The organism is Actinophytocola sp. (genome assembly GCF_050699915.1).
Taxonomy (GTDB): Bacteria; Actinomycetota; Actinomycetes; order Mycobacteriales; family Pseudonocardiaceae; genus Actinophytocola.
In genome coordinates this window covers 1-15,497 of the sequence record NZ_JBOHGA010000008.1, presented here as the reverse complement: position 1 = coordinate 15,497, position 15,497 = coordinate 1, and the positions used below count along the sequence as shown (strand labels likewise).

Below are 15,497 nucleotides of genomic sequence, written 5' to 3'. Positions count from 1 at the left end.
GCGCGCCTAGACTCGGACACCGTGGCGGGACGGATCCGGGAGAGCGACATCGCGCAGGTGCGCGACCGGACCCGGATCGACGACCTCGTCGGCGAGTACGTCTCGCTGCGCCACGCGGGCGGCGGCGCGCTGAAGGGCCTTTGTCCCTTCCACGACGAGAAGACGCCGTCGTTCAACGTCCGGTCGACGCACGGCACGTTCCACTGCTTCGGCTGCGGCGAGGGCGGCGACGTCATCGCCTTCCTGATGAAGATCGACCACCTGAGCTTCGTCGAGTCGGTCGAGCGGCTCGCCGACCGGGCCGGCATCCAGCTCACCTACGAGGGCGGCACGCCGAGCCGGCAGCGGGACAAGGGCACCCGCACCCGGCTCCTCGACGCACACCGCGCGGCGGCCGAGTTCTACACCGAGCAGCTGCGCACGCCGGAGGCGGCCAAGGCCCGGGAGTTCCTGGAGGAGCGCGGCTTCGACACCACGGCCTGGGCGACGTTCGGCTGCGGGTACGCGCCCAGCGGCTGGGACAAGCTGTCCAAACACCTGCTGGGCCGCGGCTTCGAGCTGGCGGAGCTGATCAAGGGCGGGTTGTCCCGGGAGGGCCAGCGGGGGCCGATCGACCGCTTCCACCGGCGGCTGCTGTGGCCGATCAAGGACCTGGGCGGCGACGTGGTCGGTTTCGGCGCGCGCCGGCTCTACGACGACGACCAGATCCAGGCCAAGTACCTGAACACCAGCGAAAGCCCGATCTACAAGAAGTCCCAGGTGCTGTTCGGGCTCGACCTCGCCAAGCGGGAGATCGCCCGGCGGCACCAGGTCGTCGTGGTCGAGGGCTACACCGACGTGATGGCGATGCACGCCTCGGGCGTGCCGACCGCGGTCGCCTCGTGCGGCACCGCGTTCGGCACCGAGCACATCACCGTGCTGCGCCGGCTGCTCATCGACGACGACGCCTTCCGCGGCGAGGTGATCTTCACCTTCGACGGCGACGAGGCCGGGCGCAAGGCCGCGCTCAAGGCGTTCGACGACGACCAGAAGTTCGCGGCGCAGACGTTCATCGCGGTCGCGCCGGACGGGCTGGACCCGTGCGAGCTGCGCCAGGAGAAGGGCGAGGTCGCGGTCAAGGACCTGGTCGCCCGGCGCAAGCCGCTGTTCGCCTTCGCCATCCGCGCCGAGCTCGCCGAGCTCAACCTGGACAACGCCGAGGGCCGGGTCGACGCGCTGCGCCGGACCGTGCCGATGGTGGCGCGCATCAAGGATGCGTCGCTGCGCGACGAGTACGCCCGCCAGCTCGCCGGCTGGGTCGGCTGGGAGGACACCGCCACGGTCGTGCGCCGGGTGCGGGAGACCGCCGGCGCGCCGGTCGAGGTGCGGCGGGGCCGCCAGCCGCGGGTCGACCCGAGCCAGGCGGCGCTCGCCGTGGACGTCGACGGGCCGAAGCGGCCGAACCCGCGCGACCCCCAGCTGCACGTCCAGCGGGAGGCCGTCAAGCTCGCCCTCCAGGAACCGGTGCACGCGGGGCCCGTCTACGACTCGCTGCCGCTGGACGTGTTCACCCACCCCGCGTACGCCGCGCTGCACCAGGCGATCCTCGACGTCGGCGGCTCGGCGAGCGGGTTGGCCGGCGCGGAGCTGCTGGACATGGTGGCCAAGGCGTGCACCGCGCAGACAGTGCGGTCGCTGGTCACCGAGCTGGCCGTGGAGCCCATCCCCGCGCGGCCGAGCGAGATCAACAGGTATGCGGCGGGCGTGCTCGCGGCGCTGCAACGCCAGCTCCTGTCCGGGCAGATCGCCGACCTCAAGGCACGCCTGCACCGGCTGTCCCCGGTCGAGAACGAGGACGAGTGGCGGGTGCTGTGGGGTGACCTGGTGGCACTCGAGCAGTTCTACAAGGCGCTCGGGGAGAAGGCCGCCGGGAGTATGTCGTGACCGGTTGGTGGCGGCGGCTGTTCGGCGGCGGGGTGCCGGAGGCGCTGGCCGGTTCGCTCGAGCGTGACGAGCACGTCGTGGCGTCGTCGGTGTTGCGTGGCGGCGGGTTCCTGTTCGCCACGTCCCTCGGCCTGTGGGTGCCGGCGGAGGACGGGCCCCGGCGGGTGGGCTGGCACCTGATCAGCAAGGTGACCTGGGGCAACGGCGTGCTGGAACTCATCGAGGCGCGCGAGACCGGCACCGCGGGCGAGGCGGTGCTGCTCGCGGACCGGCCGCCGGCCCGGTACGTGCTGGAGACCGCGGGCAAGCTGCCGGACGTGGTGCACATCCGCGTCAACGGCTCGATCCGCTCGCGCCATCGTCGCGAGCTGCCCGGCGGCGGCGCGTGGTTCGTGCAGCGCAAGGTCCCCGGCCGGGACGGCATCGTGCTGCAGGTCCGCCCCGACCCAGGCGCCGACGAGGACGCTGTGCGCCGGATCGCCACGGAGGTGGCGTCGATGATCCGGCAGACGCTAGAGTAAACAGTACGGACGTACGGTTTACTGGAGGCGCGCATGTGGGATCCGAGCACCTACCTCGCCTTCGCCGACCACCGGTCCCGGCCGTTCTTCGACCTGCTCGCCCGCGTGCCGGCCGACGCGCCGCGCCGGGTCGCCGACCTGGGCTGCGGACCGGGCAACCTCACCGAGACCCTCGCCGCCCGCTGGCCCGGCGCGGTGGTCGAGGCGCTGGACTCATCGCCGGAGATGGTGGCCGCCGCGCGGGACCGGGGGATCGCGGCGGAGGTCGGCGACGTGCGGGAGTGGAACCCGAGCGCGGACACCGACGTCGTCGTGTCCAACGCCGTGCTGCAGTGGGTGCCCGCCCACGAGCAGCTCCTGGTGCGCTGGGTGAAGCAGCTGGCGCCGGGCGCGTGGCTGGCCGTCCAGGTACCCGGCAACTTCGCCGCGGCGTCGCATGTCCGCGTGCGCGAGCTGGCCGCCGACCCGCGGTGGCACGACCGGCTCGCCCCGGTCGTGCTGCGCGAGGACGACGCGGTGCGTGACCCCGTCGAGTACGCCGACCTGCTCGCCGACGCCGGCTGCTCGGTCGACGCCTGGGAGACGACCTACCTGCACGCGCTCACCGGCGAGGACCCCGTGCCGAGGTGGGTGACCGGCACGGCCCTGCGCCCCATCCGGTCCACATTGGACGAACCGGAGTGGGCGCAGTTCCGCGCCGAGCTCGCGCCGCGGCTGCGGGCCGACTACCCGGCCCGCGCCGACGGCACCACGTGGTTCCCGTTCCGCCGGGTCTTCGTCGTCGCCCGCGTCCCCGACTAGGAGCCGACCTGCGCGGGCTCGCGCGGCTCGGCCGGCGGGACCTTTGTCGGTTGGTCGGCGTGGCCCGGCCACCACGCGGCCCGGCCCAGCAGCGCGGTCACGCTCGGCACCAGGAACATCGACATCACGAACGCCGCGATCAGGATGCCCAGCGACACGGCGAAGCCCATCTCCACCAGGAAGGAGATGCCGCCGAGCATCATCGACGCGAACGTGCCGGCCAGGATCAGCCCGGCCGCGCCGACCGACGGGCCGCCGTGCTCCACCGCCAGGTCCGCCGCGGTGCGCGGGTCGTTGCCGAGCTTCGCCTCCTCGCGCAGCCGGGCGATCATCAGGATGTTGTAGTCCGTGCCGATCGCGACCACGAACAGGTACACCAGCATCGGCAGCATGAACGTCACGCCGGCCCGGTCGCCGATGCCCTGGAACGCGAGCACGGTGGCGCCCATCGTGCTGAAGAAGCCGAGCACCACGGCCAGCATCAGGTAGACCGGCGCCACGACGCTGCGCAGCAGCAGGCCCAGCACGATCGCGATGAACAGGCCGGCCACCGGGAAGATCACCCACAGGTCCCGGTTGTTCGCGTCCCGGATGTCGGCGAACGCCGAGGTCAGGCCGCCGACATAGGCGGTGGACCCGGCCGGCGCCTCGGCGTGGGCGACCTCGCGCAGCTCGCCCTCGACGAGGTCGAGCGAGGCGTTCTCGTACGGGCTCGTGTCGAGCAGCAGGTCGATCTTCGCGACCGTGCCGTCCTGCGACAGGGTCGCCGGCCCGGCCGTGCCGGGCATCACGCCGCCGATGCCCGGCACGTCGTCGAGCCGTTGCGTGTAGGCCGCGAGCGCGTTCGGGTCGAGCCGGCCCTCGTCCGCTCGCACGTACACCGACGTCGGGTTCAGCGCGCCGGACGGGAACCCGCCCTCCATGTACTCCAGGCCGCGCGCGGACTCCGTGCCGCTCGGCAGCTGGCCGGACTGGTCGTAGTCGGTGTCGAAGCCGAACATGCCCAGCGCGAGCGCGACCAGCACACCGCCGGACGCGACCGCCACCACGGCGGGCCGCCGGCCGGTGAACCTGCCGAGCCGTTGGAACGTCGTGCCCTTCGGCGTGCGCTGCCAGGACTTGGACGGCCAGAACACCTTCGTGCCGACGAGCGAGATGACCGCGGGGATCAGCGTCACCGCGGCCAGCGCCATCACCACGACGGCTATCGACAGGCCGGGGCCGAAGCTGCGGAAGCCGCCGAACACGGCGAGCAGCAACGCGCTGAACGCGATGACGATCGCGGCCGCCGCGGACGCGATGACCTCGCCGACCCGTGCCACCGCGGCCACCAGCGCGTCCTTCGGGGCGTCGCCGGCCCGCAGCCGTTCGCGGTAGCGGAACAGGAGGAACACGATGTAGTCCGTGCCGACGCCGTACAGCACGATCGTCATCAGGATCTGCAGGGACTGGTCGACCTGGAAGCCGAACGCCTGCGCGCACCACGCGATCAGCCCCGGCGAGATCGTGCTGACCAGGCCGACCGTGACGATCGGCAGCAGCGCGGCGACCGGGCTGCGGTAGATCAGCAGCAGCAACCCGATGATCAGCACTATCGTGACCGCGCCGACGATCAGGAACGCCGTGTCGAACGCGTCGGCGTTGTCGGCGAACATCGCGATGTCGCCGGTGACCGCGTGCTCGAGCCCGGCTCCGTCCAGCGAGGTGTCGGTCGTCTCGCGGATCGACGCGATCGCGTCCAGCAGCGCCGGGTCGTCGCTGGCGGGCCCGTCGAAGATGGCGTTGACCAGCTGGACCTCGCCGTTCGGCGACACCGCCCGCGGGTTGGTCTGGACGTCGGCCACCCGGTCGATGCCCTCCGCGTCGAGCTGCTCGGCGAGCTCGCCGATTCGACCCTGGTCGGCCTCGGTGAGTGCCTGGCCGTCCGCGCGCCGGACCACGATCGTGGCGCTGCCCGCGGTCTGCTGGCCGAACGCCTGCTCGGCCAGCTCACCCGCCTGGACCGACTCGTAGTCGGTCGGCAGGAAGTTGGACTGGTCGCGCGTCACCACGTCCCCCAACGCGGGCGCGAACGTCACGATCGCCACGGTGACGAGCAGCCAGCCGGCGATCACCTTCCATGGATTTTGTACGACGAATCTGCCCAACCGTTCGAACATCAAGCCTCCCCAAGCGATGTACGAGTCGGGCGAGACGCTATCGGGGAGGTACTGAGAAAGCACTGAGGTTTCTGAACCCTTCCGGGGCGGCAGGCGTAGACCCGATGTCAGTTGTCGCTTCAACAACCGAAGGACACTCGAGATGTTGCGACGCGTAGGACTTCCGCTCGTGATCGTCGCTCTCGCCGGCACGCTGGTCGCGCCGAGCGCATCGGCGAGCCGACACTTCCCGACCACCATCGCGCTGCCCAACGGCTTCCAGCCGGAGGGCATCGCCATCGGCCCCGGCCCGGTCGCCTACCTCGGCTCGCTCGCCGACGGTTCGATCTACCGAGCTGACCTGGTCACCGGGCGCGGCAAGATCGTGAGCAAGGGCCCGGGAACCCCGTCGGTCGGGCTGAAGACCGACGCCCGCGGCCGGCTGTTCGTCTCGGGCGGCGCCGCCGGCGACGCGCGGGTGGTCGACACGCGCACCGGCGAGATCCTGCGGAGCTACCAGCTGGCTTCCGGTGCCGCCTTCGTCAACGACGTCGTGCTGACCCCGTCTGCCGCATGGTTCACCGACTCGCTCAACCCGGTGCTGTACAAACTGCCGCTGCGCCACGGCAAGCTGCCGGCGCGGGCCGAGGTCGTGCCGATCACCGGCGATCTCGTGTACCAGCAGGGCTTCAACGTCAACGGGATCACCCGCACACCGGATGGCACGGGGCTGCTGGTCGTCCAGTCGAACACCGGTGGGCTGTTCCGCGTGTCGACCTCCGGCGTGTCGCGGGCGGTCGAGCTGGCCGAGCCGCTGGCCAACGGCGACGGCATGCTGCTGCGCGGCCGGACCCTCTACGTCGTGCGCAACCAGGCGAACGCGGTGGTGGAGCTGCGGCTGAACCGCTCGGCGACAAGCGCGCGTCAGGTTCAGGTGCTGACCGACGAGCGGTTCGACGTGCCGACCACCGTCGGGGCGTTCGCCGGCCGGCTGTACCTGCCGAACGCGCGGTTCAACACCGAGCCGGGGCCGACGGTGCCGTACCAGGTCGTGGCGATTCGTCCGTGAGCCAGCGCTCGGCGCGCCGCAGCAGCTCGGCCTTGAGCGGCTGCGGCGCGGCCGAGTGCCGGATGCTCGCGGCGGCGAGGCCGGCCAGCTCGGCGTCGGTCAGGCCGAGGACGTCGCGGCAGATCGAGTACTGACCTGCCAGGCCGACGCCGAACAGCAGCGGGTCGTCGGTGGCGACGGCCACCGGCACGCCGGCGTCGAGCAGCGTGCGGAGCGGGATGTCGGTGAGCTCGTGTACACCGAAGGGCGGGTAGGAGGTCGGACAGATCTCGAGCGCCACCTGCCGCTCGGCCAGCAGGTCGCGGGTGGCCGGGTCGTTCGCCGCGGCGGTGCCGTGCCCGAGGCGGGCGGCGTGCAGGTGCTCGACGCAGGCGCGGACGTGCTCGGCGCCGGTGTAGAAGCCGGAGTGCGGGACGCCGAGCAGCCCGGCCTCGGCGGCGATCGCGAACGCGGGCGCGAAGTCGGCGACGTTGCCGTGCCGCTCGTCGTTGGACAGGCCGAACCCGACGACGCCGTGGCCGGCGTAGGTGGCGGCGAGGCGGGCGAGGGTCGTGGCGTGCTCGGGGGAGCGGGTCCAGCTGGAGGCGACGACCACGCCGGCCGGGATCGCCGCGGCGTGCGCGCCGGCGAGGACGGCCTCCAGCGCCGGCGCGAGCCCGCCGAGTGCGGCGGCGTAGGAGGTGGGGTCGACCTGGAGCTCGAGCCAGCCGCAGCCGTCGGCCGCGTCGTCGTCGGCGGCCTCGGCGATCACCCGGGCGACGTCCGCCGGCGTGCGGATGGCCTGGCGGGCGGCGTCGTAGCGGTCCTGGAAGTCGGCCCAGGTGCCGGCTGCGGGCGGCAGCGGGGGAGGGATGGCCAGGCCGTGGCGACCGGCGAGGTCGCGGAGGGTGGCGGGACGCATGGCGCCGGTGAGGTGGAGGTGCAGTTGAGCCTTGGGAAGCCCCCGCACGTCGCGGCGCGCGGGGGCCTCCGGGTCAGGGGGTTGGGTAGGCGGGTTCACTCACGTTCCGCCGGCCGTTGCTCTGCTGCGGCGCGGACTTGTGCCGCCGGCCGAGCCCGGTCTTCTCGCCGATCTTGGCCCGCGCGACGCCCGCGGCGCCCTGGATCGCGGGGTGGTCGGCGATCCTGCGGTAGGTGCGCATGATCTGGTCGTAGCGCCCGCGGCCCGCCTTGGCCCCCAACACGTACCCGACCGCGGCGCCCAGTACGAACGCCTTCATCCTCATCGCCTCCAACGGCTCGACCTGCTGTGCGTTGCCATCTTCCCGCAGATCGGGGTGGCGTGCCGGGTGGTTCGGAACCCGGTCGCGGCCATACGCTAGAGTTGGTGTCCGCCGGCCGGGGCCGGCGGACGATCCTCCATAGCTCAATTGGCAGAGCATTCGGCTGTTAACCGAAGGGTTGTTGGTTCGAGTCCAACTGGAGGAGCACAGACCTCGTCAGAGGCACGCGGCCAGCTCATCGGTCCGGATGTCCGTGGCGAGCGTGGTCGTCCACCTGCCACACCTACAGGTGACCGGATCACCGAAGTTGTCTCTCCCTTGTCGGACAACAACAACGGACAGCGTGCGGACCCCGGCCAGACGTAAGCCACTCGACCGACGCGCAGGTAGCTCCAACTGGAGGATCTCTACGTGGGCGCCTCCGCCTCGTCTTCCGCCTGCTTGATCACCTCGTGCAGGTCCTCCTCCGCGAAGCCCTCCTCGGCGAAGCGGCGCTGCCAGTGGCGCACCTTGCGGGAGAAGGCCATCGCGTCCACTCCGGACACCAGCAGTGTGGCGAGCTCTTCCTTGGCGGCCCAGCGGATGTCGATGACCGCGCGGGGCGCGGGTTCGTGTGACGGGATGGGGCCGCCCTCGAGGATCACGCGCGGGGTGTCGGCGTTCCAGTCGCGGAAGTGCCGGCCGAGCGCGCGGCCGATCCGCTCGAGGATGTCGACCCCGACCTTGGGCTCGTAGCGCTCGACGGCTTCGAGGCTCCGAATCCCGATGGCGGCCTCCTTGCGGAAGGTGGTCCGCCACGTGTGTCCCGCCGCGCGGCGGGCTTGGGCGACGGCGTCCCCCAGTCGCTTGCGTGCGGCCTCGGAGTAGTCAGCGGTTCTCAGGTTCGGCATGGCAGCAGAATGCCGCAGAGTTCCGCAGATGTCCAGTCCTCAGTTCCGCTCGTCTCCGCAATCTGAGTCCGCAGAGTTCCGCAGTATCGCTGTTATACCTGGTAGATCGATTTGACAAGCTCCGCAGAGTACCGCAGACTTGTGATATGCCGAAGCTCAACCGGGACCGGATCCGGGAGTGGCTCGAGGAGCACAACTGGTCCGTCGCGCGCCTGGCCGCGGAGTGCAGCGCGCTGGGGGAGGACTCGTTTCCCGAGGGCACCCTGCGCAACGCGGTGAACGGCATCGACCCCATGCGCGCGGGCAGGATCCGCGTGATCTGCAAAGTGACCGCCAAGTACGGCGACGGCATCCCGTACGCCCAACTGGTGGCCGACGGGTCGTGACCCACGAGCACCATCGCGCCGTGTAGGTTTGCCCCGAGGACAAGCCCGGCCACATCGTGGCGACCTCTCTGGGGCGGTAGCTCAGTCGGTTAGAGCAGAGGACTCATAATCCTTTGGCCGTGGGTTCGAGCCCCACCCGCCCCACTGCCCCGCCCATTGCGCGAACCGAGTCATGCGCCTGATCAGCGCGGTGGGGTGGGGTTGCTGCGGGGTCGGGGTCGTCGTCAGTGGGTTCCTGGGCGCTGGTGTGGCCCGTGGTGAACCCGGAAGACCGGGACGAGCTGGGTAGCGCTGACGACCCTGACGCGGGCGATCCTGGCGACCGCCGAGCACTTCGCGACGAACCTCGTCGACTCCGGCACCGAGCTCGGCGTCGACCAGTTCCTGCTCGTCCAGTGGGTGGCCCCGCTGGCCAGTGAGTCGCCGGAACTGATCGTCGCCTGCCTGTACGCGGTGCGGCTCAAGGCATCGCACTCGCTGGGCACCCTGCTGTCCAGCAAGGTCAACCAGTGGACCCTGCTGGTCGGCACGATTCCGGTGGTGTTCGCGCTGTCCTCGATGAGCTCCCACGGACTGCCGCTGGACACCCACCAGCGGTTCGAGCTGCTGATCACCGCCGCGCAGTCGCTGTTCGCCGTGAGCATCCTGATGGACCTCGGCCTGACCTACGTCGGCGCGACGGCCCTGTTCACCCTGTTCGCCGTCCAGTTCGCGGCCAGCATCCTGCTCACCCCGGAAGCGAACCGAGTGGTGATCGTCGTGCTGTCGGCGGTGTACGCCGTGCTCGCCGTCGCCCAACTGGCACGCCACCGGCACGCCGTGGCCCGGGTCGCCAGAGACGGCACCGTCACCCCGTTCACCGAGCTGAACCGAGCGGAATCGCGTTCGTCCACAGCGGACTGACAGCGAGGGTGGAACTACGCGTCTGATACCGACTGGGGTTCGGTTAGGGGGTCGCCTAGGGATTTCCCGGATACGGACGGAACCAATCTTCCATAGGCTCTCCCCAGCACTCTTGGGGGAGGCCGGAAGATATGACATTCGTCCACGATTCTGCCGCGTCCGCGGTTGGGGAAGGCGCCGCGATCGCCGAGCTCGTCGCAGGTGCCCGCGCGAGAGATTCCGCCGCCTGGCGGGAGATCTTCCACCGCTACGACAGGTCGTTGTGGCGCATCGCGAGAGCACACGGGCTGCACATTCAGAGCTGTGCCGACGTGGTGCAGCAGACCTGGCTGTCGGCGGTCTCCCATCTCGACGCGCTGCGCGACCCGGAAGCCTTCGGTGCCTGGTTGCGCAGCATCGCGCGCCGCGAATCCCTGCGGCACATCGAACTCCGCAACCGTGAGGCGACGGAGCCGCGGGACTTCCAGTCCGACGCGGACCAGCCGGACGTCGTGGCACCGCTGTGCGCCGAGGTACCTGGCCCGGAGGACGAGACGCTGCGCGCCGAACAGCAGACGTTGCTGACGGCCGCGTGGCGGAAACTCTCGATGCGAGATCAGGTACTCCTCAACCAGCTGATGGCCGAGCCCCGACCCTCGTATTCACGTATTTCCCGGAGTTTGGGATTGCCGGTCGGCAGCATCGGCCCGACCAGGGCACGGTGTTTGGCTCGGTTGCGTGGCGAACTCGACACACTAGGTGTGCACACGCGATGGTCCGCGGCTTGAGAACATTCGAGATGTGCTGCTCGCGGTTCGGGCCTAGACTGCCGCCATGCTCGTCGGGCGAACCCACGAGACAGCGATTCTTGCCGACCTGACCGCGGGGGCTCGACAGGAAAAGGCCGGGGTGCTCGTCATTCGTGGCGATGCCGGGATCGGCAAGACCGCCATTCTCACCTCGGTCGTCGGCCAGGCGGTCGCCGACTCGTTCACGGTGCTGCGCGCACAGGGGCACGAGGTCGAGTCCCAGGTGTCCTTCGGCGGGCTCAGCAGCCTTCTCGAGCCGGTTCTCGATCTCATGCCCGAGCTGCCCGAGGCGCAGAGCGCGGCCCTGGCGGGCGCGCTGCGCCTCCAACACGCCTCGGGTGGCGACCGGCTCGGCGTCGGCGCCGCCACCCTCGGGCTGGTCGCGGCCGCGGCGGAGCGTGGGCCGGTGCTCCTGGCGGTCGATGACGCACACTGGCTGGACCTGCCGTCGCTGGAGGCGATCGTGTTCGCCAGCCGTCGCCTGCACGCCGAGCGGGCCGCGGTCGTCATCGCCGCGCGGCCGGCCGTCGACACCGATCCGGACGTGGCCACCAGGCTCGACTCCCTGCCCAACATGGCGATCACGGGGCTGAGCGAGGCGGACGCCGGCCGGCTGCTCGAGCGCCACGCCCACGCACTGGATCCGGCCGTGTTGCACCGGCTGGTGACCGACACCATGGGAAACCCGCTCGCCCTGCTCGAGCTGACCGAGCAGGCGAGCGCCGCCTCGCCCATCACGCCACTGACCATCGGTCGGCGGCTGGAGCAGGCGTTCGACCAGCGCCTGCGGCGCTGCCCGATGTCGACCCGTAAGGCCCTCCTCCTGCTCGCGATCTGCGGCGGGGAGACCGAGACGCTGCAGCCGCTGCTGGAGGCACAAGGACTGTCGATGGTCGCGCTGGAACCGGCGGAGATCGCCGGACTGGTCCGCATCGAAGCCGGCACCGCCGGCTTCCGCCATCCTCTGGTGCGCTCCGCCGTCTACCAGCTGGCCTCGCCGGGCGACCGGCGCGAGGCGCACCGCACCGCGGCGTTGATCATGGCGCGGCAGGGCACTCCGCGGGCCGCCGAACGCGAGGTGTGGCATCTGGCCGCGGCGACCACCGTGCCCGACGAGAGCGTGGCCACCCAGCTGCAGGAGGCCGCGGACTCCGCCGCGGCGCGGCGCGGCTACGCCACCGCCATGGAGATGTACGACGTCGCCGCGCGGCTGAGCCCGGCCGGCGACAACCGGGCCCGCCGCATGCTCATCGCGGCCGAGGTGAGCCAGCAGGCCGGCCGGATCGAGGCCGGGCTGGCGATCCTGGACCGGCTGAGCGCCGAGACGTCCGCGCCCGACCTGTTGCGTCAGGCTGTGCACATTCGGTGCCGGATCGAGATGTGGAGCGGCAGGCCGGTCGTGGCACGAGACCGGTTGGTCGAGGAAGGTCACCGGCTGGCCGGCAGTGAGCCGATCTGGGCCGCGGTGATGTTGAGCCACGCGTCGATGCTCACGGTGATGCTCGGCGAGTTGGCGTCCGCGGCCGCGACGTCCGCGGAGGCGCTTGAGCTGCTCGACGGTCTGCCGGACGACCTGATCATGCCGGCGCTGCTCGTCCACGCGCTCGCCGTCGGGTCGCTCGGCCGGCGGGCGGCCGCCCGCGAGCTGCTCGACCGGTGTGTGCCGCACCTGCACGACTACGACCCGCTCGCGGCCGACCAGGCGCTGTTGATCGCGGCCCTCGCGTTCGAGAGCGTCGAGGAGCCGGCCGAGGCGCGGCGCTGCTACCGGCGGGCGGTGGAGTCGGCCCGCGACGCCGGGGCCGTGGGACTGCTTCCCTTCCAGCTCAGCGCGCAGGCCCTGTCGCACTGGCGGGAGGGCGCCTGGTCGGCCGCGCTGTCCACGGCCGGCGAGGCGACCCGGCTGGCGGACGAGACGGGCTGGCGGACGGAGCTGCCGAACAGCATGGTGGCGCTGGCGACGGTCGAGGCCGGTCTCGGCCGGGAGGCGGACTGTCGCGAGCACGCGGCCCGCGCGGTGGAGATCGCCGCCGGTACGGGTGCCCGGATCGTCGAGGTGCGCGCGGACATCGCGCTGGCGCTCCTGGAGCTCGGCTCCGGGCGCCCGGAGGTCGCGGCCCACCATCTGGCGCGCGTCGCCGCCTTCGCCGCGGCGAACCAGCTGGGCGATCCGCTGCTGCTCGGCTGGGCCGCGGAGGCGGTGGAGGCCGGCGTGCGGTGCGGCAGGCGGGAGCTGGCCGAGTCGGCCCAAGCCGTGCTCCAGGCCGAGGCCGGGCGCTCCGGGCGGCCCATCGCGATGGCTCGGGCGGCGCGCGGCCGGGCGTTGCTCGCCACGAGTCCGAGGGACGTCGTGTCGGCCGTCAACGAGGCGCTCGACCACCATGCCCGGGCCGAGAGTCCGTTCGAGGAGGCGCGGACCTGGCTGACCTACGGCGAGCTGCTGCGCCGCGATCGCCAGCGGGCGCACGCGCGGGCGGCCCTGGAACGCGCGGCCAATCTCTTCGAACGGCTGGGTGCCGCGGCCTACGCCGAACGTGCCCTCACCGAGCTGCGCGCCGTCGGCGGTGCGGCCCGGGCCGCCGATCACCGCCCGCACGCCACCACCGCCGGGCTCACCCCACAGGAGACCCAGGTCGCGCTGCTGGTGGCCGCCGGCTCGACCAACGCCGAGGCGGCGGCCCAGCTGTTCCTGTCGTCGAAGACGATCGAGTACCACCTGTCGAGCATCTACCGGAAGCTGACGATCCGGTCGCGCAGCGAGCTGGCCCGGATGATGGCGGCCGACGATGTCGACGCGCCGTCCTTACTTCCCCACATGGCGCAGCCAGACCGGTAGTGCCCGGCGCGCCGGCGAGGTCAGGTACGTGTCGGCGAGCCGGCCGAGGAAGAAGCTCAGGAACCGGACGAGCGCGCCGACCGGACGCCGGCCGCTGCCGCGCATGGTGGCGAGCTGGCGCAACAGTCCGGCCGGTGACAGCCGCAGTACTCCGGCGGCGATCTCGGTGTCGTCGGCGAGGTCGTGCACGGTCGTGTACAGCGTCGTCGTGTCCCGCCACAGGTCCAGCCGGGTGTCGCGGTGGACGAGCTTGGTCCCGAGGATCCGCAGGGTCCGGCCCCGCCCGTCCGTGACGGTCAGGTCGTAGCTCATGCGCAGGTCCCCGACGGCCTTCTCGACGAGCAGGTTCACGGTGCCCGACCGGATCGGGAGTCGCTCACCCAGGGCGGGGCAGGTCACGTCGCCGCCCACGTGCGCGGGGTGTGCCGGGTCGGCCATGAACCGGTCGACGTCGGTGATCGTCACGTCGAGTCGAAGCTCGATGGGTGACTTCTCGGGCGGCAGGTCGGCGACGCGCAGCTGCCCGGACATGCGCTCGTGGAAGGAGATGCCGGCCGGTTTCCCGGGTGGTGGACCGCTGCCGTTTCCGTTGCGCGGCGCGGTGGCGGTCCCGGTCACGGGAATCCCGTGGGCCGCGCACCATTTCCTGGCGTCTCGCACACCCAGCTCGACAGCGCGGCGGACCTGGCTGCGCCGCAGGACGACGAGGTAGTGCAGCGGCACCTCCGCCGCCAGCAGGCGAACGGTCACCGGGTGCGGGTACTGCCCCTTGCGGCCGGCGGCGATGGCGGCGTTGCTGTCCTCGATGCGGCGCAGCGCGGCCCGCAGCCCCGCGTTGGCCATCGCCTCGATCATCTGGAAGTAGCCGTTGACGAAGCCGCCGCGCCAGATGCCCCGCGTGCTGACCGTCCACACCACCCACAGCTCCGTGGCGCCGAGCCGGATCGCCTCGTCCAGGTTGGCATCGGTGGCGAACACCGCGTCGATGTAGGTCTCGGAGCCGATCCGGACCGGGTCGAACCACCACGGCAGTGCCACGGCCGAGGCGAGCAGGTCCTCGGTCATCTCGGCCGCCGGCACGGGCCGGTGCTCGTGAGCGGTGAAGTTGTACGTGTCGAACGAGGCCTGCCGTGTGGAGTGCCGGATGGCATGCCAGTTCAGGCCGAACCCCGGGAACACCCGCTTGCGCAACCCGCGCTGGGTCATCATGGACGGGCAGAAGGGACCGTGGAGCAGCATCCTGGGGTTGAGGCTCGCGGCGTCGAGTGGCCGGTACGCGCGCCACGCGTCGGCGATCTGCTTGCCCGTGTATCCCTGGCTCCACATGGCGAGGTTGAGCGTGCCGCCGCTGGCGCCGGTCGCCGCGTGCATGTCGATGCCGGCCTCGTCCAGCCACACCTGCAGGACGCCGGCCTGGTAGGCGACCTTGATGCCGCCGCCGGCCAGTACCAACGCGCGCCGAGCCGGGGCGCTCACGCGCCGACCGCCTGCCGGTCAGCGCGGCGGGCCGCGCCCAGCCGGTCGATCACCCGGGTGGAGAACCGCTCGGCCAGCGCCGCGATGGTCAGCGACGGGTTGGCGCCGACCGGTCCCGGCAGCGCGGACCCGTCGACGACGAACAGCCCGGGGTGTCCGAAGCTCTCCCCGTGGTCGTCCACGACCCCGCGGCGCCTGTCGGTGGCCATCGGGCAACCACCGAGCGGATGGACGGTGATCAGCCGGCGCAGCAGCCGGGTTGGGTTCAGGGTCAGCCTGCCGCCGAGCTCCTCGGCGACCGCGGACATCGTCGAGGTGAGCCGCTCCAGGTAGGGCCGTGACGTCGTCTCCTCCCAGTCGACGTCGAGCCACCCGTCGCGGAGCCGAAGGCTGCCGTCCGGCACGTCGCGTCCCATGCCCAGCAGCGGCAGCACTCCCGCGGACCGGTTCTGGTCGCTCAGGACCGCGTTCACCTCCGCCGCGATCTGGCTGCGCGGCGTGCTGGCCAGCCGGTCGGCCACGCGCGCGGCGGCCGCCCGGACG

13 protein-coding genes, 2 tRNA genes and 1 pseudogene are annotated in these 15,497 nt (G+C 71.7%); 10 read left to right on the top strand and 6 right to left on the bottom strand.

What is annotated here, in order from left to right; translation table 11 throughout:
• The first annotated feature begins 21 nt into the window (after window positions 1-21).
• Genes dnaG through ACRDSK_RS02665 form a run of 3 tightly spaced genes read left to right on the top strand, consistent with a single transcriptional unit; the run spans window position 22 to window position 3,245 of the window.
• Window positions 22-1,923 (top strand): DNA primase, encoded by a 1,902-nt coding sequence (dnaG, locus tag ACRDSK_RS02675; RefSeq protein ID WP_431438248.1) that lies wholly within the window; start codon window positions 22-24, stop codon window positions 1,921-1,923.
• Window positions 1,920-2,444, top strand: a complete 525-nt coding sequence (locus ACRDSK_RS02670; protein WP_431438247.1) for a hypothetical protein — start codon at window positions 1,920-1,922, stop codon at window positions 2,442-2,444. Before dnaG ends, ACRDSK_RS02670 begins: the two co-directional genes overlap by 4 nt.
• A gap of 33 nt (window positions 2,445-2,477) precedes the next feature.
• The gene (locus tag ACRDSK_RS02665) at window positions 2,478-3,245 is read left to right on the top strand and encodes a trans-aconitate 2-methyltransferase (protein ID WP_431438246.1); all 768 of its coding nucleotides are present in this window, start codon (window positions 2,478-2,480) and stop codon (window positions 3,243-3,245) included.
• Here ACRDSK_RS02665 and ACRDSK_RS02660 read toward each other — a convergent pair.
• Window positions 3,242-5,404, bottom strand: coding sequence for an MMPL family transporter (locus tag ACRDSK_RS02660; RefSeq protein WP_431438245.1), 2,163 nt, complete (start codon window positions 5,402-5,404; stop codon window positions 3,242-3,244). The genes ACRDSK_RS02665 and ACRDSK_RS02660 overlap by 4 nt on opposite strands.
• 142 nt (window positions 5,405-5,546) lie before the next feature.
• Between ACRDSK_RS02660 and ACRDSK_RS02655 the strand changes: the two genes are divergently transcribed.
• On the top strand, window positions 5,547-6,452 hold the full coding sequence (locus tag ACRDSK_RS02655) for a superoxide dismutase (protein WP_431438244.1): 906 nt from the start codon (window positions 5,547-5,549) through the stop codon (window positions 6,450-6,452).
• On the opposite strand, the gene add is transcribed toward ACRDSK_RS02655, so the two are convergent.
• A complete protein-coding gene (add, locus tag ACRDSK_RS02650; protein WP_431438243.1) occupies window positions 6,397-7,401 on the bottom strand; it encodes an adenosine deaminase in 1,005 nt (334 codons plus the stop codon). The two genes, ACRDSK_RS02655 and add, sit on opposite strands and share 56 nt — an antisense overlap.
• Before the next feature lie 25 nt (window positions 7,402-7,426).
• Window positions 7,427-7,672, bottom strand: coding sequence for a hypothetical protein (locus ACRDSK_RS02645; protein WP_431438242.1), 246 nt, complete (start codon window positions 7,670-7,672; stop codon window positions 7,427-7,429).
• A 135-nt stretch (window positions 7,673-7,807) separates the two neighbouring features.
• Between ACRDSK_RS02645 and ACRDSK_RS02640 the strand changes: the two genes are divergently transcribed.
• A tRNA-Asn gene (locus tag ACRDSK_RS02640) sits at window positions 7,808-7,880 on the top strand.
• A gap of 202 nt (window positions 7,881-8,082) precedes the next feature.
• On the opposite strand, the gene ACRDSK_RS02635 is transcribed toward ACRDSK_RS02640, so the two are convergent.
• Window positions 8,083-8,565 (bottom strand): hypothetical protein, encoded by a 483-nt coding sequence (locus tag ACRDSK_RS02635; protein WP_431438241.1) that lies wholly within the window; start codon window positions 8,563-8,565, stop codon window positions 8,083-8,085.
• A gap of 146 nt (window positions 8,566-8,711) precedes the next feature.
• Between ACRDSK_RS02635 and ACRDSK_RS02630 the strand changes: the two genes are divergently transcribed.
• From ACRDSK_RS02630 to ACRDSK_RS02610, 5 genes and pseudogenes are all read left to right on the top strand, one after another.
• Complete coding sequence (locus ACRDSK_RS02630; RefSeq protein ID WP_431438240.1) at window positions 8,712-8,951, top strand: hypothetical protein; 240 nt, start codon at window positions 8,712-8,714, stop codon at window positions 8,949-8,951.
• Between the two features lie 70 nt (window positions 8,952-9,021).
• Window positions 9,022-9,095: transfer RNA gene (locus tag ACRDSK_RS02625), tRNA-Ile, on the top strand.
• A 123-nt stretch (window positions 9,096-9,218) separates the two neighbouring features.
• Window positions 9,219-9,854, top strand: a pseudogene (locus ACRDSK_RS02620) (sodium:proton exchanger); the annotation flags it as partial.
• Window positions 9,855-9,985: 131 nt separating this feature from the next.
• Window positions 9,986-10,621, top strand: coding sequence for an RNA polymerase sigma factor (locus ACRDSK_RS02615; RefSeq protein WP_431438239.1), 636 nt, complete (start codon window positions 9,986-9,988; stop codon window positions 10,619-10,621).
• Window positions 10,622-10,667: 46 nt separating this feature from the next.
• Complete coding sequence (locus ACRDSK_RS02610; RefSeq protein WP_431438238.1) at window positions 10,668-13,478, top strand: helix-turn-helix transcriptional regulator; 2,811 nt, start codon at window positions 10,668-10,670, stop codon at window positions 13,476-13,478.
• On the opposite strand, the gene ACRDSK_RS02605 is transcribed toward ACRDSK_RS02610, so the two are convergent.
• Entirely contained in the window at window positions 13,446-14,954 is a 1,509-nt protein-coding gene (locus ACRDSK_RS02605) for a patatin-like phospholipase family protein (RefSeq protein ID WP_431438237.1), read from the bottom strand. The genes ACRDSK_RS02610 and ACRDSK_RS02605 overlap by 33 nt on opposite strands.
• Window positions 14,951-15,497 (bottom strand): GMC family oxidoreductase (locus ACRDSK_RS02600; protein ID WP_431438236.1); only part of this gene is annotated, 547 nt, incomplete at its 5' end. The genes ACRDSK_RS02600 and ACRDSK_RS02605, both read right to left, overlap by 4 nt.